Annotated in this window: 22 protein-coding genes; 7 read left to right on the plus strand and 15 right to left on the minus strand. The window is 32.2% G+C overall.

All coding sequences use genetic code 11. The annotated features are described in order from the left end of the window. Positions 1–30 precede the first annotated feature (30 nt). The 6 genes from ACIQ66_RS07650 to recF all read right to left on the minus strand — a co-directional run bounded on the left by ACIQ66_RS07650 (position 31) and on the right by recF (position 5,505). Positions 31–582 (minus strand): RNA polymerase sigma factor, encoded by a 552-nt coding sequence (locus ACIQ66_RS07650; protein WP_396212209.1) that lies wholly within the window; start codon positions 580–582, stop codon positions 31–33. After that, complete coding sequence (locus ACIQ66_RS07655) at positions 573–1,679, minus strand: glycosyltransferase (protein ID WP_396212210.1); 1,107 nt, start codon at positions 1,677–1,679, stop codon at positions 573–575. The genes ACIQ66_RS07650 and ACIQ66_RS07655 overlap by 10 nt, the downstream gene beginning before the upstream one ends. Before the next feature lie 137 nt (positions 1,680–1,816). Continuing rightward, positions 1,817–2,878 carry a UDP-N-acetylmuramate dehydrogenase gene (murB, locus tag ACIQ66_RS07660; protein WP_396212246.1) on the minus strand — a complete coding sequence of 354 codons (1,062 nt, stop codon included), beginning with the start codon at positions 2,876–2,878 and terminating at the stop codon, positions 1,817–1,819. After that, positions 2,875–3,549, minus strand: coding sequence for a DUF2461 domain-containing protein (locus tag ACIQ66_RS07665; protein ID WP_396212211.1), 675 nt, complete (start codon positions 3,547–3,549; stop codon positions 2,875–2,877). Before ACIQ66_RS07665 ends, murB begins: the two co-directional genes overlap by 4 nt. A gap of 86 nt (positions 3,550–3,635) precedes the next feature. Next, the gene (gene trxA / locus ACIQ66_RS07670) at positions 3,636–4,361 is read right to left on the minus strand and encodes a thioredoxin (RefSeq protein ID WP_396212212.1); all 726 of its coding nucleotides are present in this window, start codon (positions 4,359–4,361) and stop codon (positions 3,636–3,638) included. Between the two features lie 64 nt (positions 4,362–4,425). Then, positions 4,426–5,505 (minus strand): DNA replication/repair protein RecF, encoded by a 1,080-nt coding sequence (gene recF, locus ACIQ66_RS07675; RefSeq protein ID WP_396212213.1) that lies wholly within the window; start codon positions 5,503–5,505, stop codon positions 4,426–4,428. 141 nt (positions 5,506–5,646) lie between these two features. Here recF and ACIQ66_RS07680 point away from each other — a divergent pair, with 141 nt between their 5' ends. The 6 genes from ACIQ66_RS07680 (at position 5,647) to ACIQ66_RS07705 (ending at position 11,798) form a co-directional block, all read left to right on the plus strand. After that, positions 5,647–6,435, plus strand: coding sequence for a tol-pal system YbgF family protein (locus ACIQ66_RS07680; RefSeq protein ID WP_396212214.1), 789 nt, complete (start codon positions 5,647–5,649; stop codon positions 6,433–6,435). Between the two features lie 68 nt (positions 6,436–6,503). Further along, on the plus strand, positions 6,504–7,001 hold the full coding sequence (gene ribH / locus ACIQ66_RS07685; protein ID WP_396212215.1) for a 6,7-dimethyl-8-ribityllumazine synthase: 498 nt from the start codon (positions 6,504–6,506) through the stop codon (positions 6,999–7,001). A gap of 224 nt (positions 7,002–7,225) precedes the next feature. Continuing rightward, positions 7,226–9,082, plus strand: coding sequence for a DNA mismatch repair endonuclease MutL (gene mutL / locus ACIQ66_RS07690; RefSeq protein WP_396212216.1), 1,857 nt, complete (start codon positions 7,226–7,228; stop codon positions 9,080–9,082). Further along, a complete protein-coding gene (locus ACIQ66_RS07695; RefSeq protein ID WP_396212218.1) occupies positions 9,079–9,828 on the plus strand; it encodes a rhomboid family intramembrane serine protease in 750 nt (249 codons plus the stop codon). Before mutL ends, ACIQ66_RS07695 begins: the two co-directional genes overlap by 4 nt. Then, a complete protein-coding gene (locus ACIQ66_RS07700) occupies positions 9,828–10,712 on the plus strand; it encodes a rhomboid family intramembrane serine protease (protein WP_396212219.1) in 885 nt (294 codons plus the stop codon). The genes ACIQ66_RS07695 and ACIQ66_RS07700 overlap by 1 nt, the downstream gene beginning before the upstream one ends. 30 nt (positions 10,713–10,742) lie before the next feature. After that, on the plus strand, positions 10,743–11,798 hold the full coding sequence (locus tag ACIQ66_RS07705) for an endonuclease/exonuclease/phosphatase family protein (RefSeq protein ID WP_396212220.1): 1,056 nt from the start codon (positions 10,743–10,745) through the stop codon (positions 11,796–11,798). Position 11,799: 1 nt separating this feature from the next. Here the strand turns inward: ACIQ66_RS07705 and ACIQ66_RS07710 are convergent, their stop codons facing one another. From ACIQ66_RS07710 to ACIQ66_RS07745, 8 genes are all read right to left on the minus strand, one after another. Next, positions 11,800–12,414, minus strand: coding sequence for a WbqC family protein (locus tag ACIQ66_RS07710; RefSeq protein ID WP_396212221.1), 615 nt, complete (start codon positions 12,412–12,414; stop codon positions 11,800–11,802). 69 nt (positions 12,415–12,483) lie between these two features. After that, positions 12,484–14,064, minus strand: a complete 1,581-nt coding sequence (gene lepB, locus ACIQ66_RS07715) for a signal peptidase I (protein WP_396212222.1) — start codon at positions 14,062–14,064, stop codon at positions 12,484–12,486. 64 nt (positions 14,065–14,128) lie between these two features. Then, the gene (gene dapB, locus ACIQ66_RS07720) at positions 14,129–14,833 is read right to left on the minus strand and encodes a 4-hydroxy-tetrahydrodipicolinate reductase (RefSeq protein ID WP_396212223.1); all 705 of its coding nucleotides are present in this window, start codon (positions 14,831–14,833) and stop codon (positions 14,129–14,131) included. Further along, positions 14,833–15,390, minus strand: a complete 558-nt coding sequence (locus ACIQ66_RS07725; protein ID WP_396212224.1) for a DUF5683 domain-containing protein — start codon at positions 15,388–15,390, stop codon at positions 14,833–14,835. The genes dapB and ACIQ66_RS07725 overlap by 1 nt, the downstream gene beginning before the upstream one ends. Beyond that, positions 15,390–16,289, minus strand: coding sequence for a ParB/RepB/Spo0J family partition protein (locus ACIQ66_RS07730; protein ID WP_396212225.1), 900 nt, complete (start codon positions 16,287–16,289; stop codon positions 15,390–15,392). Before ACIQ66_RS07730 ends, ACIQ66_RS07725 begins: the two co-directional genes overlap by 1 nt. A gap of 6 nt (positions 16,290–16,295) precedes the next feature. Beyond that, entirely contained in the window at positions 16,296–17,060 is a 765-nt protein-coding gene (locus tag ACIQ66_RS07735; RefSeq protein ID WP_396212226.1) for a ParA family protein, read from the minus strand. Between the two features lie 249 nt (positions 17,061–17,309). Further along, positions 17,310–18,191, minus strand: a complete 882-nt coding sequence (locus ACIQ66_RS07740) for an SDR family oxidoreductase (protein WP_396212227.1) — start codon at positions 18,189–18,191, stop codon at positions 17,310–17,312. A gap of 65 nt (positions 18,192–18,256) precedes the next feature. Beyond that, positions 18,257–19,351: a hypothetical protein gene (locus tag ACIQ66_RS07745; RefSeq protein WP_396212228.1), complete on the minus strand. Its 1,095-nt coding sequence runs from the start codon at positions 19,349–19,351 to the stop codon at positions 18,257–18,259. A gap of 119 nt (positions 19,352–19,470) precedes the next feature. Here ACIQ66_RS07745 and ACIQ66_RS07750 point away from each other — a divergent pair, with 119 nt between their 5' ends. Then, entirely contained in the window at positions 19,471–20,064 is a 594-nt protein-coding gene (locus ACIQ66_RS07750) for a 2OG-Fe(II) oxygenase (protein ID WP_396212229.1), read from the plus strand. Between the two features lie 4 nt (positions 20,065–20,068). Here ACIQ66_RS07750 and ACIQ66_RS07755 read toward each other — a convergent pair whose 3' ends face one another. Then, complete coding sequence (locus ACIQ66_RS07755; RefSeq protein WP_396212230.1) at positions 20,069–20,689, minus strand: DEAD/DEAH box helicase; 621 nt, start codon at positions 20,687–20,689, stop codon at positions 20,069–20,071. Positions 20,690–20,710 lie beyond the last annotated feature (21 nt).

The following is a 20,710-nucleotide window of genomic DNA, read 5'->3' on the forward strand; positions in this document are numbered from 1 at the left end:
CAATTCCCAAGCCATTCGTTTCTACTAAAACTACTGTTTGCTTTGGATAATTTCTGCCAATAGTTTTTTGGCGCGTAGTAATTTGATTTTGACGTTGCTCAAAGGCTCGTTGAGTTGTTCTGCAATTTCCTGATAACTCATTTCTTGAAAATAACGCAACTGAATAACTTCTTGATAGTGAGGTTTTAACTCCTTAATAAATTGAAGTAATTGCGAAAGATTTTGCTCAATAATCAGTTCGTCTTCGGCTGAAGGTGATGTATCGGCAACGTTATACGCTTGATGGTCTTCTTCGGAGGTTATTTCGACAAAAAGTGATGATTTTTTCTTGCGAAGTAAGTCGATGTGCACATTTTTGGCAATGGCAATTAACCAAGTATTAAATTGAAATTCAGGGTTGTAAGTAGAAATTTTATCGAATGCTTTTGAAAATGTTTCTATGACAATATCTTCGGCATCGGTTTCATTTTCGGTTCGTTTGAGCATAAAACCATATACTTCATTCCAGTAATAATCTAGCAAATAAGTAAAAGCAACTTGGTCGCCTTTCTTAGCTTTTTCGATATAAGGATTTATTTCCACTGCACTGGTTTTGAGAAAATATTAGTTATAAAAACGTTAAACTGTGTCAAAATGATTACAATTTCTATAAATGGAAACCAATACATTACGTCTTTTTCTTTGAGTTTACCAGCGGCAAATCCCAATGAAATCCAGGCTGCTAAATATCTAAAACCAATCAGACTAACAACAATAATCCATTGGTATTGAAACGCCAACAAAATTATAGGTAGAATAAAAAAAGTAAGTTGCGAAAGATAAAAAACGGCCAATTGTGTTCTGTCAAATGATTTGTAATATTTGGCAGTTGCAACATGTCTTCGTTTTTGTCTGAACCAGTCTCCAAAAGTGGTTTTGGGTTTAGAAAAAGTAAAACTATCAGGCGAATAGCAAATCGTTGTATTGGCAGCATTTGCCGCTTGATTGATAAACAAATCGTCGTCGCCAGAACGAATTTTCATGTGATCCATAAAACCTCGAACTCTAAAAAATTCTTCTCTTTTATACGCCATATTTCGACCAACACCCATATAAGGTTTGCCAGCTTTTGCCCATGCAAAATATTGTGTTGCCGTTAATAACGTTTCAAAACGAATAATTTTGTTGAAGAACGAACCTTTTATTTTTTCGTAAGCGCCATAACCCAAAATGATTGTTTTTTGTTGGGTGAATTGGGCTGACATTTCTTTAATCCATTCGTTAGATTTTGGGTAACAATCGGCGTCTGTAAAAAGTAGGTATTCGTTTTTAGCAGCTTTGATTCCTAGAGTTAAAGCAAATTTTTTATTTCCCCAAAATGCTTCGTTGTTTTCTACTTTTACTAATTTCACATTAGGATATTGCTTTTCGTATTGTTCAAAAATTTCTAGGGTTTCATCTCTTGAAGCATCATCTATAAGGACAATTTCAAAATCGGGATAATTTTGCTGCAAAAGAAGTGGCACAAAGTTTTTTACATTTTCCTCTTCGTTTTTGGCACAAACAATTACTGAAATCGGAACTCTTTTTGGTGAAGGAGTTTGGGGTTTAGCAAAAGAAAATTTACCAAAAAACACTATATAATATAGGAATTGAACAACTACAACAGAAATGAATAAACAAAGTAAAATTAGTAACATAATGGCTTTATGGTCTTATTTAAAAACGATTGCAAAAGTATGAAATTCAATTTTGAATTACGAATTATGAATTAGGATTTTTTGTTTAGATAAAGATTATACAAATTTTTACAGATTATTGAAAACCGAATACAATTTTATATCACATTTACTTCAGCCTCAATAGCAATTCCGTATTTATCGAAAACTGTTTTTTGAACGTATTTTGATAAGTTTAAAATATCTTGTCCGGTTGCGTTTCCATAATTTACTAAAACTAGTGCTTGGTTTTTATGAACGCCAGCATCGTCTTTTCGGTAACCTTTTAATCCGGAATGTTCTATAAGCCAACCAGCTGGAACTTTAACTTCTGTTGATGAAACTTCAAAGAATTTTACTTCTGGAAATTTTTGTTGTACTTTTTCGAATGATTCTTTTGAAATAATTGGATTTTTAAAGAAACTTCCGCTATTGCCAAGCTCTTTTGGATCAGGTAATTTACTTTTACGGATGGCAATTACGGCATTAGAAACGTCTTTTAAAGTTGGAGTCGTAACGTTTTGTTTTTCCAATTCTTTTGTGATGTCGCCATACGAAGTATTGATTTTATGATTACGTTTTGTAAGTTTGAAAATTACAGAAGTTATTACAAATTTATCTTTAGCTTCATGTTTGAAAATGCTTTCTCTGTAACCAAAATTACATTCTTCTTTTGTGAAAGTTTTCATTTCTTGAGTCAGTAAATTCATAGCTTCGCAAGAAACAAACGTGTCTTTAATTTCGGTTCCGTAAGCACCAATATTTTGAACTGGCGTTGTCCCAACATTACCCGGAATTAACGACATATTTTCTAATCCACCGAAATTTTGATCGATTGTCCAAAGTACAAACTCATGCCAATTCTCACCTGCTTGACTTTCAACCCAAACAAAATCGTCGTCTTCTTTGATGATTTTTTTCTCTTTCAAATCAATATGAATTACCAAAGCATCAATATCTTGGGTTAGTAACATATTGCTTCCGCCACCGAGTATAAACTTTTTGTCCTCTTTATGTTTCTCTAAAACCGATTTTAATTCGGCTAGATTATGAACGGCAACAAATTGTTTTGCCTTTGCTTCGATACCAAAAGTGTTGTATTTTTTTAAAGTGAAATTAGTGTGGATTTGCATTTTGAATTGTAATTGATATTGATTTTTGCAATTGCTATTGAAATTTATTCTTCTGTTTCTAGAGCGCGACTCAAAAAGTCATTCATTGGCTTTAATGTGAATAATTGTTGAGCGATGATTTTACTAAAATTTTTATCGGTGAATAGTTTATCATCAATTTTACTAGAAGTTGTGAAGCTTTTCAGTTTTAAAAATTCAATTGCTGGATGATTTGGATCGAAATCTTTTGGAGCTTTTTTCAAAACCGTATTTTCACTTCTATCCAATTCATTAAATTCTTTTTTGAAATTTTTATTGGAAACGATAGCTTCTAAATCATCGTGAAAAAACTCAATTTCTTTACGAATTAACTTTAATTCATTTGGTTCAGGACACCAAACACCACCAGCGATAAAGCAATTTCCTTTTTCGTAATGAATGTAATAGCCCGGACTGTTTTTTCGGTTTTTATTTTGGCTCATCCAAACGCCCATGTTGGTTTTGTAGGGCGATTTATCTTTACTAAAACGAATGTCACGATTGATACGAAATGTACAATTCTTCACTTCCAATGGCTCTAGCGATTTGTCAAAAGGCTTCATTTCTGTCAAAATTGAAGTTATAAAGTTATGATAGTCTTTCTTGTAACTTTCATATCTTTTTTTGTTTTCATGCATCCATTCGGTGTTGTTGTTTGCAATCAAATCGGCTAAAAATTGTAGTGCTTCTTTTGAAATCATGTTTTTAGTTTAGAAGTTTAAGAGTTTAAAAGTTTAAAAGTTTTGAGAATTACTCTTAACTTCCATTTCCAAACTCCAAACTATTTCTATAAATGTTTTTTCAATTCTTCTTCAGTTATGTAACCAACATTTTGCCAAGCTACTTTTTTATCTTTGTAAACCATAATTGTTGGCAATGCATCTACTTTCATTTGAGTTGCAAGTGCTTCATTTTTGTCAACGTCAATTCTAACGATAATAACTTTATCTTTTAATTCTGTTGTCATTTTGTCTAAATACGGCGCCATTTTTTTACATGGACCACACCATTCGGCATAAAAATCGATTACAACCGTTTTGTCAGTTGCTAAAATTTTTTCGTAATCTGCCATTGTCATTCCTGCTTTTGAAACCGATTGATTGCCTAATCCAAGTGCGTTGTATCTCATCATTCCGCCTTGCATATTGTACACTTCTTTAAAGCCTAATTCTTGCATTTTGGCAACAGCATTACTACTTCTCCCGCCGCTTAAACAATAAACGAAAGTAGGTTTTGATTTGTCTAATTTTTCAATTTTTGCAACAAATGAATCATCATTATAATTAATATTTAGTGCATTTTCAAGATGTTTACTTGCAAATTCATCGGGCGTTCTTACATCTATAAGTTGGGCACCTTGTGTAGTGGATAATTTGTCAACAAATGATTTTGCATCAATTGACATGTTGATGGTTGAATCGGTTTGTGTTTGCTCAGCCGTTTTGTTGGTTTGGCCATGGCAACTGATTAGTAAAAAAGTTACGGTCAGTAGTGATAAAAAAGTGGTTTTCATATTTATATTATTAAAAAATTTTGTCAAAAATAAAGTAGTAAAAATAGTGATATTATAACAAAAGTTACAAATTAAATAATTTATAACTCTGATGTGTTGATTTTACAATGGCTTCGGTACGTTCAGGATGTGTATCTGAAATAAATAATTGACCGAATTCGTCTTGGTTGACCATTTCTACAATTTTGCTTACACGAGTTTCATCCAATTTATCAAAAATATCATCAAATAATAAGATTGGTTTTTCGCCGCTTTGTTTTTTTACAAATTCAAATTGAGCGAATTTCAAAGCAATCAAAAATGATTTTTGTTGTCCTTGTGAACCGAATTTTTTGATAGGATAATTTTCAATTTGAAACGACAAATCGTCTTTATGAACACCAACCGAAGTATATTGCAAAGCTCTGTCTTTGGCTAAATTATGTTCTAATAAAGTAAGTATGTCATTCTCAAACAAATGACTTTCATAAACCAATTGAACCGTTTCTATTGAACCAGTAATTGCTTGATGATGTTTATTAAAAATTGGAATAAAATCATTCAGAAAGTGTTTTCTTTTTTCAAAAATAGATTGTCCTAATTGATTTAATTGCTCATTATATATAGACAAAGTATCGTTATCAAAAACATGATTCAAGGCAAAATATTTCAACAAAGCATTTCGTTGACTAATGATTTTTTGGTACTGAATCAATTGTTGTAAATAAGTCGAATCCAACTGTGAAATTACGCTATCAATAAAACGTCTTCTAGTTTCGCTACCTTCAATAATCAAATCGGAATCACTTGGCGAAATAATAACAAGTGGAATCAATCCAACATGATCAGAGAATTTTTCATATTGTTTTCCGTTGCGTTTCAGGATTTTCTTTTGTCCTTTTTTGAAACTACTTACAATTTGTTCAGAACGCTTTGCCTTTTCAAATTCTCCGTCAATTACAAAAAAATCTTCACCATGTTTTATATTTTGAGCCGCAATCGGATTGAAATAACTTTTTCCATAAGCCAAATGATAGATTGCATCGAGCACATTTGTTTTTCCAATACCGTTTTTTCCAACAAAACAGTTGATTTTGGCATCGAAATCATAACTGACTTCCGAAAAATTTTTATAATTGAATAAAGAAATCTTTTTTAAAAACATTGTAATGGCTTGAAAATATTGACTTTTTTAAAATTTTCAATATTTTTTTTTAAGAGCGTGCAAATTATTGAAAAATATCGACAAAAATCGCTTTTAATTACGAATAAAATTTTATTTTTGCGCACACTAAATTAAAATTAAATGGCAACTTATAATAAAAGAGGTTACAAAGCACCAAAAGAGAAAGAAGAAAAAGTAGATGCAAACTTTATTGAAGATACACCAAATGTAGATGAGAAAGACAGTGCAACCGCTGGTGTTTTCAATACATTAGATGAAACAGCTTCAAAAACAGAAGCTTGGGTTGAAAAAAATCAAAAAATTATCTTCGGAATTGTTGGAGCAATTGCTTTAGTAACAGTAAGTTATTTATTATACCAAAAATTTGTTGTGGAGCCTAAAGAAGATGAAGGTGCCAATGCAATGTTCGTAGCACAACAAAACTTTCAAAAAGCGGTTGATGGAGATACTGCAAAAGATTCATTATTCAACTTAGCATTAAAAGGTTCAGAAGGCCAATTCGGATTTAAAGATATCGCTGATAAATTCTCAGGAACTGCAGCAGGAAATTTAGCTAACTATTACGCGGGTATTGCTTACCTAAATACAGGTAAATATGCTGAAGCAATTAGTTCATTAGAAAAATTCTCTTCAGATGATGTAATGTTAAGTACACTTGCTGTTGGAGCAATTGGTGATGCTTATTCACAAAAAAATGATGCTAAAAAAGCATTAGAATATTATATCAAAGCTTCAGAAATGAATGTAAATGAGTTAACTACTCCAAGATATTTATTAAAAGCAGCTCAATTAGAATTAGCAGCTAATAATAAAGCAGATGCTTTGAAACATTTAACTCAAATCAAAGAAAAATACGAAAGTGCTCCAGAAGCTCAAAGTGTTGATGCTTTGATGGGTATGGCACAATAAGAAGTTAACGGTCACAGTTTTCAGTTTTCAGTAACTGCCTACTGCGATTGCGACTGAAAACTATAAAAATGGCTACAGCTAATAAAAATTTATCTAATTACGATAAAAACACAATCCCAAACGCGAAAGATTTTCGGTTTGGGATTGTTGTTTCAGAATGGAACGATCATATAACGGAAGGTCTTTATAAAGGTGCTATTGAGGCACTTTTAGATTGTGGAGCTATTCAGGAAAACATTATTCGTTGGAATGTTCCTGGTAGTTTTGAACTAGTGTATGGTGCCCAACGCATGATTATAACACAAAATGTTGATGTGGTTATCACAATTGGTTGTGTCATAAAAGGTGAAACTATGCATTTTGAGTTCGTTTGCGAAGGTGTAACACAAGGTATCAAAGACTTAAATGTACAAACCGATGTTCCTGTTATTTTCTGTTTATTAACCGATAATAACGAACAACAATCCATCGACAGAAGTGGCGGAGTTCATGGAAACAAAGGAACTGAAGCGGCAATTGCGGCAATTAAAATGGCTGATTTGAGAAGAAAATCTGAAATAAGTTAACAAAGAAATTTCCAAATTTTATTTATAACTCAAAAACTTATTCTAAATCGAATAGGTTTTTGCTTTTTTAGGAAGTTGTTAACTAGTATAACCAATAGTTTTTGTTTAAATTTGCTAATTCGTATTTCTTACCAAGATAATAAGCAAAAGCTAAATGAGATTCCTTCGGAATGACAAATTGGTGGAATACAAATGAATGATAAAACTGAATAACAAATAAATTAATGTCGAGCATAATTCAATTACTTCCCGATCATGTTGCCAATCAGATTGCTGCTGGTGAAGTGGTGCAACGTCCTGCTTCGGTAGTAAAAGAACTACTTGAAAACGCTGTTGATGCCAAAGCAACTGACATCAAACTGATTATAAAAGACGCAGGAAAATCGCTGGTGCAAGTAATAGATAATGGTGTTGGAATGAACATTACCGATGCTAGAATGTGTTTTGAACGTCATGCAACCTCAAAAATTCGTCAAGCGGAAGATTTATTTTCATTGCATACCAAAGGTTTTCGTGGAGAAGCATTAGCTTCTATTGCTGCGATTGCACATGTAGAAATGAAAACCCGACAAGATCAAGAAGAGCTTGGTACGCATATTATCATCGAAGGAAGTAAATTTGTTTCTCAAGAGCCGTCAGTTTTACCAAAAGGCACTTCATTTTCTGTAAAGAATTTATTTTTTAATATTCCTGCGCGACGAAATTTCTTGAAATCGGAAACGGTTGAATTTAGACACATTGTTGATGAATTTCAACGTGTGGTCTTGGCCCATCCCAACATACATTTCACTTTTTATCATAATGGAAGCGAAATGTTCAACTTGCCTCAATCCAATTTGAGACAAAGAATCGTGACTATTTTTGCTGGAAAAACTAATGAAAAACTAGTTCCATGCAACGAAGAAACCGATATTTTGAAAGTAACTGGATTTGTAGGAAAACCTGAATATGCCAAGAAAAGTCGTAGCGAACAATTCTTTTTTGTGAATAATCGATTTATCAAAAGCGGTTATTTGCATCATGCAGTTATGGCTGCTTATGAAGGAATTTTGCCTGTTGGTGCGCAACCCAGTTATTTTCTTTACTTAGATGTTCCACCAAATACGATTGACATCAATATTCATCCGACAAAAACGGAGATTAAGTTTGACGATGAACAAGCTTTGTATGCTATTTTACGCTCTACAATCAAACATAGTTTAGGGCAATTTAATGTGGTTCCGGCTTTAGATTTTGATAGAGATTCCAATTTGGATACACCTTATGATTACAAAGACAAAGAAGCATCTACGCCGACCATTCAAGTTGATAGAAGCTACAATCCTTTTTCTAATGATAAGCCAAACAAAACTTACACGCCACCCTATTATCCGAAAAAAGAAGGCAGTTGGGAAAGTTTGTATATTGGAACCAATCAAACTTCTGAAATAGAAATTGATGCCACTTCGATAGTCAATTTTGAAAATGACGAAGAAATTACCGCATCCTTATTTGATGAAAATAACGAAGAAAAACAAGGTAATAGAACCTATCAAGTACATAGGAAATATATTGTAAACCCAATAAAATCGGGAATGTTGATTGTAAATCAACACCGCGCACACCAACGTATTTTGTACGAACAATTTCTTACAAACATGACGGTTCATCAGGCTAGCAGTCAGCAATTATTGTTTCCCATAAATTTATATTTTTCAAAAGACGAATTAGAATTAATTGAAGAATTAAAACAATCGTTGGTTAATACTGGTTTCGTATTTGAAGAAAACACACAAGAATATATTGTTCTTTCAGGTTTACCAGCCAATGTTTCTGAAAAAGAAGCTTCTTTGGTTTTAGAACATTTAATTAGCGATTTACAAGATGGAATTCCTGAAAATAGCTTTAGTCAAAATGATACGATTGCAAGATCAATGGCGAAAAGTTTGGCTATAAAAACAGGTGCATTCTTGACTGAAAAAGAGCAAGAAAATTTAGTAAACGGACTTTTTGCTTGCAAAGAACCTACCACTACTCCATTTCAAAAACCAACTTTCATCACCATGCGTGTGGAAGACATAGACAGAAAATTTACCTTATGATGAATATCACGCCAGTTGTCAAACAACTTTTGATAATAAATATTATTTTTTTTATTGGTTCACAATTAGTTGCGCCTGCAAATGATTTGTTTGCATTGTCCTATTTTGAGAACAATCATTTTAGGTTTTGGCAACCCTTAACCCACATGTTTATGCATGCTAATGTAATGCACATTGCTTTTAACATGTTCGCTTTGTATTCATTTGGTTCGACTTTGGAACATTTTTGGGGAGGCAAAAAGTTCTTGTTTTTTTATATTTCATGCGGATTAGGGGCAATGCTGTTGCACTCTGGAATAAATTATTACACCTTCCAAGATGATCTTAATTTACTAATTGAATCTGGTATAAATAAATCGGAAATTACAAGTCTTTTAGATAAAGAAATGTATAATGATGGTTGGTACACAGTTTTAGGTCATAACGAAACAATTAATTTCGTCAGCACTTTTCTTTCAAAATCACTAGGAGCTTCAGGTGCAGTTTATGGATTACTAGTAGCTTTTGCTTTTATGTTTCCGAGTGCTCAATTAGGTTTGATGTTTATACCTGTTCCGATAAAAGCTAAATATTTTGTGCCTGGAATTTTAGCGGTTGACTTATTTTTAGGTTTAAAAGGAAGTTCTATTTTTGGAGCTGGAAGTACAGGGATTGCTCATTTTGCTCATCTTGGTGGAGCTTTAACAGGTTTTATTATGATGTGGTATTGGAAAAAAAATCAATTTACTAAAAATCGTTGGAACTAATGAGTAGCATTCTAGATGATCTAAAATTGCAATTCAAAATGGGTGATGTGGCTACCAAATTAATTTTTTGGAACATCATCTTATTTGCTATTCCTACTATTGTCTTTTCAATTTTGAGATTATTCAATATTAATATTGATTTCCTATCTTATGTAAGCTTATCGTCTAATCCGCATGACCTTTTAACTAAGCCTTGGTCCATAATTTCATACGCCTTTTTTCATGCTGGAATTCTACATATTTTGTTTAATTTACTGATGTTGAATTTTGCTGGAAGAATTTTTTCTACCTTTTTTACTCAAAAACAATTTCTAAGTTTATACCTCGTAAGTGCCATTTTTGCTGGAATTTTATACATAGTATCGTATATGATTTTCCCAGCACTTATTAATAGTTCTTCTGTTTTGATTGGTGCTTCTGGTGCTGTAATGGCAATTTTGGCTGCAACTGCAACCTATCAACCCATGATGGAACTAAGACTGTTTCTATTTGGAACTGTAAAACTTGTATATGTTGTTCTTATTTTCTTGTTTATTGATTTGATTCAGTTGCCCATTAACAATACTGGCGGTCATATTGCCCATTTAGGTGGAGCTCTTTTTGGTTATATTTATATAAAACAATTGCAAAAAGGAACAGATATTACTGCTTGGTTTACAAAAATTTTAGATTCGTTAGCAATTTTATTTGGAACAAAAAAGAAAACGCCTTTCAAGAAAGTGCATGTAAATCCGAAGAAAACGGTTGTGAAAACGGAAAGCAAAATTGTAACTAAAGACAAAACTCAGCAACAAATAGATGAAATTTTAGATAAAATAAGTCAATCTGGTTATGATGCTTTGACCAAAGAAGAAAAAGAATTTTTATTCAAAGCCGGAAAGTAGTATTTTTGTAACTATTTGTAAGAACTAATAATGCGATTAACTCGAAAACTTTCTTGGTTTAATAGAATCCTATTCTTTTTCAATATAGTTTTGACTATAGTGACTTTTCTTGCTTATGTTTTACCTTTTTTAGCACCAAAATTATTCCCGATTTTATCAGTATTAACGCTGGTTTTGCCGTTATTTTTGATTTTGAATGCCTTGTTTTTTATCTACTGGTTACTTCAATTGAAAAAACAAATCATCTTATCTGGTTTAGTGCTTTTAGCAGGAATAACTTTCATCAATAAATTCTACAAATTTTCATCGCTTGATGTTGAAAAAACCGAAAACGACTTTGTTGTAATGAGTTATAATGTTCGTTTGCTTAATCTTTTCAAATGGATTGATAGTGATAGCGTTCCGTATCGTATTTTAGAATTTATCAATGAGAAAAATCCTGATATTTTGTGTATTCAAGAATATTCAGAAACGGCAGGAATTGATTTGAAAGTCTATCCTCATAAATACGTATATGTTCAAGGCGATAAAATTAAAACTAGTCAAGCCATTTTTTCAAAATTTCCAATAATAAATGAAGGAAATATTGCGTTTCCAAATTCGAATAACAATGCCATTTTTACTGATATTAAAAAAGGAAAAGACATCATTCGAGTTTATAATATTCACTTGCAATCAATAAAAATTTCGCCCGATGTTAATGAGTTATCTGAAAACATTGATGGTATTAATCAAGAAAAATCACAAATGGTTTTGAAGCGAATTAGTGCTGCTTTTACTAAACAACAGCAACAAGCCGAAATCATAAAAGCACACAAAAAAGAATGTGAATATCCCATCATTATTTGTGGTGATATGAACAACAGTGCGTTTTCTTATGTTTATAGAAGTATCAAAGGAAACTTGGATGATACTTTTGAAGAAGCTGGAAAAGGATTTGGAAAAACCTATAATTTCAAATATTACCCAGCGCGAATTGACTACATTTTTGCCGATTCAAACATGAAAGTAAAAAGTTTTGAAAGCTTCCCAAAATTTCAAAATTCAGATCATTTTCCTATTATGACTAGGCTTTCGATTGAGTAAACTACAATACCTGTTTTTTCAAATAATCCAAAGCGTATCTTCCTTCGTTGAAAAGTAAATCTAGAATACTTAGGTTATTTAAAAAGCCGTGTTTATCGCCAAAAACTTGGGTGTAACTTTCAAAAGTAGCAGTGTCTTTTTTTCCATTAGCTAATATTCGTAAGTCATTAAAATCTTTAGCTTCGTGGAAATATTCGTTGGTTTTACTGTATTCTAATTTCATTTTGAGGCATTTGGCAACCACTTCCATTGATTCCAAATTCAAATCCATTAGGAAAGTGTGCTTTTTGGTGAAAATAGGATAGATTTCATCTTCAAAATACTCAAAAAAAGGCGAAGTTCTATAGGCAGCTTCTAACGATTTGAAATGCTGTTTTTGCCAATCGAAGGCTGTTTCTAGCTTTACATCTTTTGTGCGTTGATGCGCTTCTTTGGAATGTTTTATGGGAATATTTAACAACTGAATTCCATTTGGACTATAAATGTACATTCGGTTACGATTGGTTTGTTTCTGAAAGTTGTCTTCCATTTCAAACGTAATACTATCAGCTTGAGAAATAGCCACAAAATGACTAATCGACGGGAAATATGTTGGATGGATTAATAAATTATTCATTATTTCTGTTTAGAAGTTTATGAGTTTAAAAGTTTAGAAGTTAGTATGCTAAACCTTTAAACTCTTAAACTATTCTTCATTTTTCGCTTTTCTTTTATTCCAAAAATGTTCACCTACAAAGTATAAAGCTAATAATCCTAAGAAATATTTGAAATACGAGTTAGGTTGACCATCGCCACTTACAAACGTGAACATACGTTCCCAACGAATTTTATTTATTCCTTTTCCGTTAGTATCCCAACTCATCCATATGAAAACTGGTTTTCCAACCACATGATCTTCTGGTGTATAGCCAAAATAACGTGCGTCTAATGAATTATGACGGTTGTCTCCCATCATCCAATAATAGTTTTGTTTAAAGGTATAACTCGTTGTTTTTTGATCATTTATATAAATGTCGTCACCAACAACTTTCAAAGTGTTTCCTTCATATTCCGTGATACTAATTTTATACATTGGAAGCGTTTGTTTGTTCAACGCAACTGTTTTTCCTGCTTGTGGAATATAAATTGGTCCATAATTATCACCGCTCCAATTGTTAGTAACAGAAGGTTTTCCGTCTTTAAAATCAGGAAAAACACCATCTTCTGGACCTTTGTGAATAACTCTTGTAACCGAAGTAATTCCGGGAACATCTTTTAATCTTTTAGCGCTTTCAAAAGTTAAAGCTGCTATAAAAATTGTATCTCTTGTATTAGCATTTTTAAAACCAGCACCATCAGTTGAATTCAAATCTTTCAAAAGAAATTCAAAATCAATAGGCGTTTTTCCATCGTAACCAACTTCATAAGCATATTGCGGTTTTGCTCTTTCTGGCAAAATCAATTCTTTTCCATTTATAAAAACGATTCCGTCTTTAATTTGCAGACTATCACCTGGAATTCCAACGCAACGTTTTACGTAATTTGTCTTTTTATCTCTTGGTTTATCAATTCTAACAGGCGATGGTTGATACATATGGTCTAAGGTATCTCTAGGCCAGTTGAAAACTACTATATCATTATTTTTAATTTTTTCAAATCCAGGAAATCTAAAGTATGGTAATTGTGGGAAACTAGTATAAGACAATCTTCCTGCAAGTGGAATTGAATCGTGTACCATTGGCAAAGCAACAGTTGTCATTGGTGTTCTTGGTCCATAATTTACTTTGCTAACAAAAAGAAAATCACCAATTAACAACGATTTTTCTAACGAAGAAGATGGAATTGTAAAAGGTTGCATTACATAAGTATGTACCAACGTTGCAACAACTACCGCAAACAACAACGAACTTACTGTATCAGCTGTTTTGTTTGTTGGGGTTAAACTTCTATCAGATATGTAATTTAAAGGTTGTGTGTAGTTTACATAATAAATATAAAAACCAAAAGTTACTGCTGCCAGAAAAGTATCTAAAGTTGAGTTTTTACCAAAACTTCTCAAGGTTTCAACCCAAACAACTGGAAACATAATCAAGTTGATGACTGGAATAAAAAGCAAAAATGTCCACCAAGTTGGTCTATTGATGATTTTCATCAAAATTATTGCGTTATAAATTGGAATTGCGGCTTCCCAACTTTTTCTTCCAGCTGCTTCATAAACTTTCCAAGTTCCAACAAAATGAATTACTTGAACAATTAAAAACAATACAAACCATTGATATAGTGTCATGTTACTTTTAGATTTTTAGATATTAAATATATGCTTTTGTATATGTATATTTTTTTTGAAAATGTTACACTAATTGCAACACATCTTTCATTGTGAATATTCCATTTTTGTTCACAATCCATTCTGCGGCTATCACTGCTCCTAAGGCAAAACCTTCTCTATTGTGGGCTGTGTGCTTAATTTCAATTGTGTCAACATCTGAAATATAAAAAATAGAGTGTGTTCCTGGCACATTTTCTATTCTTTTGGCGTCTATATATAATTGATTTTCATCTCTATTCTTATCTAATGTCCAGCTTTTGTAATCAGAATTTTCAATAATTCCTTTGGCTAATGAAATGGCTGTTCCGCTTGGAGCATCAAGTTTTTGGGTGTGATGAATTTCTTCTAATTCAACTTTATATTGATTGAACTTTGACATCATTTTGGACAAATTTTCATTCAATTGAAAAAACAAATTTACACCTAAACTAAAATTGGAACCATATAAAAATGCTCCCTTTTTTTCTTTACAAAGCGAAACCATTTTTGGATATTCTTCTAACCAACCTGTAGTTCCAGAAATTACTGGAATTCCGTTAGTTAAACATTCAGAAATATTTGCTACAGCCACACTTGGCAAACTAAAATCTATGGCAACATCAGCGTTTTTTAAACCTTCAAAAGTAGTTGTGCTTGTTTTTTTTAAAACAATTTCGTGTCCTCTTTCTAATAGGGTTGTTTCGATGATTTTTCCCATTTTTCCGTAACCTAAAAGCGCTACTTTCATTAGAATCGATAATTTAGAGTTAAACCAATTGTTTGTTGTGAAGTAAAATCAGAAGGGAAAACATCGGGGCGAAGAGACAAATTATCATCAACATTAAATTGTTTCAAATGTGCATCTACATTAGCATCTACAATGTTTAAAGCATACAAAGCAACTGTTACTATAAGTGAAATATCTCTTTGTCTTTCATAAGCACTTTGAGCATTAATCAATGTCTCATTTGAATACTTACTATACTTCACATCTGTTATATTGGCAATTCTCCTCTTGTAAGCATCTCTAAATTCGTGGTATTTACTATTATTCCAAGCGTAAATACCAATTCCTGTTCCTAAAGCTCCATAAACAATTGGAATTTTCCAGTATTTTTTGTTATATGCTTGTCCCAAACCTGGTAAAACAGCCGAATAAAAAGCCGCTCTAGCTGGTGCTAATGGGTCAATTTGTGATTTTTTTGAACTTATAGTATCTTTTATTTTCAGTTCTGTTTCTTGAGCAAAACCAATCGCATTTCCCAAAAAGAAAACTAGTAAAAAGATATGTAAAAATCTAATCACTACCCTTTTATAAGTTTAATAATTCTATTAAAATCTTCTTCTGAATGAAATGGGATGGTGATTTTCCCTTTTCCATTTCCGGCTACTTTTATATCTACTTTTGCTCCAAAATAAGTAGCAATTGCTTTTTGTTCATCGTTAGAAACTTCAAATGTAGAAGATTTAGTAGTTTTATCAGCTTTAGGTTTTAGACTTTCTTGGTAATTTTTAACCAAGGTTTCTGTTTCACGAACAGATAGATTTTGGCTAACAATTTTTTGGTAAATATCTGCTTGAGCATCATGATTTTCAATAGTGATAATAGCACGACCGTGACCCATGCTTATAAAACCATCACGAATTCCGGTTTGAATAATTGGATCTAATTTTAATAACCTCAAATAGTTAGCGATTGTTGAACGCTTCTTTCCTACTCGTTCACTCATTTGCTCTTGTGTTAATTGAATTTCGTCCATCAAACGTTGGTAAGATAAAGCAATTTCAATTGGATCTAAATCATGACGTTGAATATTTTCAACCAAAGCCATTACTAAAGATTCGTTATCATTAGCAATACGAATATAAGCAGGAACTACTTGTAAACCAGCTATTTTAGAGGCACGCAAACGGCGTTCTCCAGAAATTAATTGGTATTTATTGAACTCTAACTTTCTAACAGTAATGGGTTGTATTACACCCAATTCTCTTATAGAAGTTGCTAATTCTTTTAACGATTCTTCATTGAAATTACTACGAGGTTGAAACGGATTTATTTCAATTGCATCAATTTCAAGTTCAATAATATTTCCAACAACTTTATCTGCATTTTTGTCGTCAACAGATTTTATATCATTATCTGGATCTTTCAAAAGTGCCGATAAACCTCTACCTAATGCTTGTTTTTTTACTGCTTGTGCCATAAATCACTAACTGTTTTTCTTGATAATTTCTTGTGCCAAATTCAAATAATTGGTAGCGCCTTTACTTGTTGCGTCAAAATTGATAATGCTTTCGCCAAAACTTGGTGCTTCACTCAATTTTACATTACGCTGAATAATTGTTTCAAAAACCATGTCGTTGAAATGCTTTTGAACTTCTTCAACTACTTGATTAGACAAACGCAAACGCGAATCGAACATGGTTAATAACAAACCTTCGATGTCTAAACTTGGATTGTGTATTTTTTGAACACTTTTGATGGTGTTTAATAATTTTCCTAAACCTTCTAAAGCAAAATATTCACATTGAATTGGAATTACAACAGAATCTGCAGCGGTCAACGCATTTAAAGTAAGTAAACCTAATGAAGGTGCGCAATCAATTAGAATATAATCATAATCGTTTTTAATACTTTCTAATGCTTGCTTCAACATATACTCGCGATTTTCCTTGTCAACCAATTCGATTTCGATGGCAACAAGATCAATATGAGCAGGTATAACATCAACATTTGGTGAAGTTGACGAAACAATTGCTTCTTTTGGAGTATTACTGTGTTCTAGAATTTGGTACGTTCCAATTTCGACACTTTCCACATCTATTCCAAGTCCTGAACTTGCATTAGCCTGAGGATCGGCATCGATTAGTAGTACTTTTTTTTCTAAAACTCCTAATGAAGCTGCGAGATTGATAGAAGTTGTTGTTTTACCAACACCCCCTTTTTGATTAGCAATTGCTATGATTTTACCCATTTACTTTATAAAAAATTTGAGTGGTAAAAATACAACTATTTATGGGTTTTGAAAATGTATTTTGTTAACAATCTTGTAATTTTTAGTTTTCAGTTGTCAGTAATCAGTTAACAACGTTTGAGAATAAGTTAAAAGCAATGAGTTACAAAAAAAGTCAGGTTTAAAAATTCCATCTGACTTACAAAATATTAAAGGAAAGCTACTGTAAAAATATAAGTGAGATTCCTCCGGAATGACAAAATAAAAGGATTATTTACTTCCTTTATTTTTAATCATAGTTTCTAACATATCCCACATTTCTTGGGGTATTTTTTCTAAAATATTGAATTGACCTGCGCCTTGCAGCCATTCGCCACCATCAATTGTCACAACTTCTCCGTTGATGTAAGCAGAAAAATCAGAAACTAAATACGCTGCTAAATTGGCTAATTCTTGGTGGTCTCCTACCCTTCTTAAAGGTACTTTTTTAGCCATATCAAATTTTTCGGCTAAATCACCTGGTAATAATCTATCCCATGCGCCTTTAGTTGGAAATGGACCTGGAGCTATAGCATTCATTCTAATTCCGTATTTTGCCCATTCTACTGCTAAACTTCTTGTCATGGCTAAAACACCAGCTTTAGCAGTTGCACTTGGCACAACATAACCCGAACCTGTCCATGCGTAAGTTGTAACAATATTTAATACATTACAATTGGTTTGTTTGGTTTCTATCCAATGTTTTCCGAAAGCTAAAGTACAGTTTTTACTTCCTTTTAGAACAATATCAATAATGGTATCAAATGCATTTGCAGAAAGTCTTTCGGTTGGTGAGATGAAATTTCCCGCGGCATTGTTTAGTAAAACATCTACTTTCCCGAAGTTTTTTAAAACCTCAGCAAGCATTGCTTCAACTTGATCGTAATGACGAACATCGCACTGAACTGGTAAACATCTTCCGTTGGTTTGCATTTCTAATTCTGATGCCGTTGTTTTTAATTTTTCTAAATCGCGTGAAGTTATGGCAACTTTAGCACCTAATTCTAGGAAATATTTGGTCATTGCTTTTCCTAATCCGCTACCACCACCAGTTACTACTATTACTTTGTCTGCCAAAGCATTATCACGAAGCATTTTTGCTGAAAAATCCATATTCTATAATTTTGTTTGGGTAAATATACTAAAATAATTTAGTATGCATGCATATAAATAAAAAATTACTCGCAAGCTGGCAAAGAGTTTATCCATTGTTCAACCAATTGAATTCCTTCTTGATGCACAATAGTTCTTCCTATACGTGGCATTCTATTTAAAGATAAATCAGTATTCATACTAAAATAAATATAAGATTCTGCAATGTTACCAGGATTTACCAACTTTCCACGAGGAAAACCAGGAAATTCTGTTAATGCTGATACACAAACCCCCATTTTGGCAAGATTTGCAGTTTCATTAAATGATAATCTCAATTGAGGTACATAGGCAGCATTACCTCCATCTTGATGACAATGAGCGCAATTAATATCAAAATAAGAACGAACTCGCAAATCTAAACTTTTGGAAGTATCATTATAATTGACAACAGAAACAATATTGGAAGGTAAATTATTTTCTAAATAACCAAAGTCAATTAATTTTTGTAATTGATTTTTAGTTCCATCAGCATAACTGAAATTACTATTCAAACTCTGAGGCTTTATGCCTATTGGAGTTACAACTTGATTGTTTGAATGACATGTTAAACATTGATTTAGATCAGGGATTTGATAATCAATAGTTTGAATTATACTATTAATGTCTTTCCATGAAATAGGAATTGAACTTCCCGAATTTTGAAGAGTAGCTTCTGTTTGTTCATCATTCCAAACATACTCAGCAAAAATCCAACCTGTAGATTTACGAATCATAACTCGTGTTTCAATTATTTTGGTGGTATTGGATGGTTGAACATTATTGTAGTAAAAAGTTTTAATCAAAGCAGCACCAATAGGTAAATTCAGACTTTCAGAATCACTACTGTAGGAAGCCTTTGTTCCTTCTGGCATCCATAAAAATCTATTTTTCTCAGCATAGTCAGTAAATAATTCGCTAGTTGGTTCGTACGGAATTACACCATAAGATGGGTTTTGATCTTTAATACTTCCTTGAAAAAACTTATAATCCGATAATTTAGGATACGGAACGTTTTCAAGATTAAGAATTACAGGAGTTTTTTCTACTAAAATATAATCCGTTTCTTCTGAGTCATTACAAGAAAAGAGTGTTATTAATAGTATAAAGTTGAAAATTAGATCAAACCTTTTATTTTTCACTTTTGAAAATTATTTTAATAACAAATATATTAAAAAAACTTCATTCCAAATATTTATAATCATCCATTTACTAAATTTCAATAGATTACCTTGCACTGCTTGTCTAATCAAGCTATAAAATGGAAAATAATTTTGAGGACTTGATAGAAAGTTTTATTGCGAATAAAGTTGGTGTTTCGGAGAATTTTTTAAGCGAAACTTTGTGTGAAAATTTAAAAGCAAATTTAATAGCTTTAGATAGTGAAAGTAGCATGAAAACCGCTGGTGTTGGCAATGATGGACACATGTTTTATGATAATTTAATACGAAATGACAAAATTTATTGGCTCGACAAAAAGCACAATGATTCTTTTGAAAATGAATTTTTTGAAAAAATTGAAGAGTTTATTTCGTACCTCAACCAAAGTTGTTATACCAATATAAAAAGTTATGAATTTCATTATTCGTTGTACGAAAAAGGAAGTTTTTACCGAAAACATTTAGATCAATTTCAGGATGATGCCAAGCGACAATATTCGATGATAAGTTACTTGAATGCTGATTGGGTAAAAAAAGATGGTGGCGAATTGCTTATTTATGAAGAAAAAAACAATCATACTATAAATCCGACGCAAGGCAAAACGGTCTTTTTTAAGAGCGACGAATTACTTCACGAAGTTTTGACAACAAATGAAAAAAGAATGAGTATTACAGGTTGGTTAAAACGCGGATAAATCTTTATTCATCATCTTCCATTTCGAAGAATAATGGCTCAATCATTATGTTGTTAGCCAAAGATTCAACGCGTTCGGTTATAGTGTTGCAAAAGAAAATTCGTTGTGTTTTTTCGATACTTTGCGACAAACGCAGAATCACAGCATCCATTCTTAATCGCATTAAAATTTCTGTGTCATCGACCACAAACATTTTAATAGTGTTAATATTAAATCCGGCAGATGAAAAAAGTGTGTTGACGCGAGCCGGCGTTCCGATAAGAACATCTAATCCCATAGAAATTACATTTTTATCGTAATCAATGTCGCCTTTATCATGAACACCCAGAATACTCAAGTCGGTATAAGTTCCTAGTTTCAAAAAAAGTTCCTCCATTTCGAGTACTCTTTCTTTGTTTTCTACAATGATTAAAGCACGCGTACTTTCGCCTTGCGTTTTTTCTAAACGTTGAATTACATTAAGCACAATCGTAGTCGATTTTCCAGTTTTTTCACCCGATTGAATAACGGCATCTACACCACTTTTAATAGTAGAAAACGTTTCTTGTTGCATTTCGTTAGCTTCTGTTAATCCGTTTTCGATTAGAGCTTTTTGAAGGTTTGGGTTTATTTTTTTTAATTGCATTTTGCTAGTTTGTAGGTAGTT

Origin of the sequence: Flavobacterium sp. (assembly GCF_044377315.1) — a bacterium.
In the GTDB taxonomy this organism is placed as follows: domain Bacteria; phylum Bacteroidota; class Bacteroidia; order Flavobacteriales; family Flavobacteriaceae; genus Flavobacterium.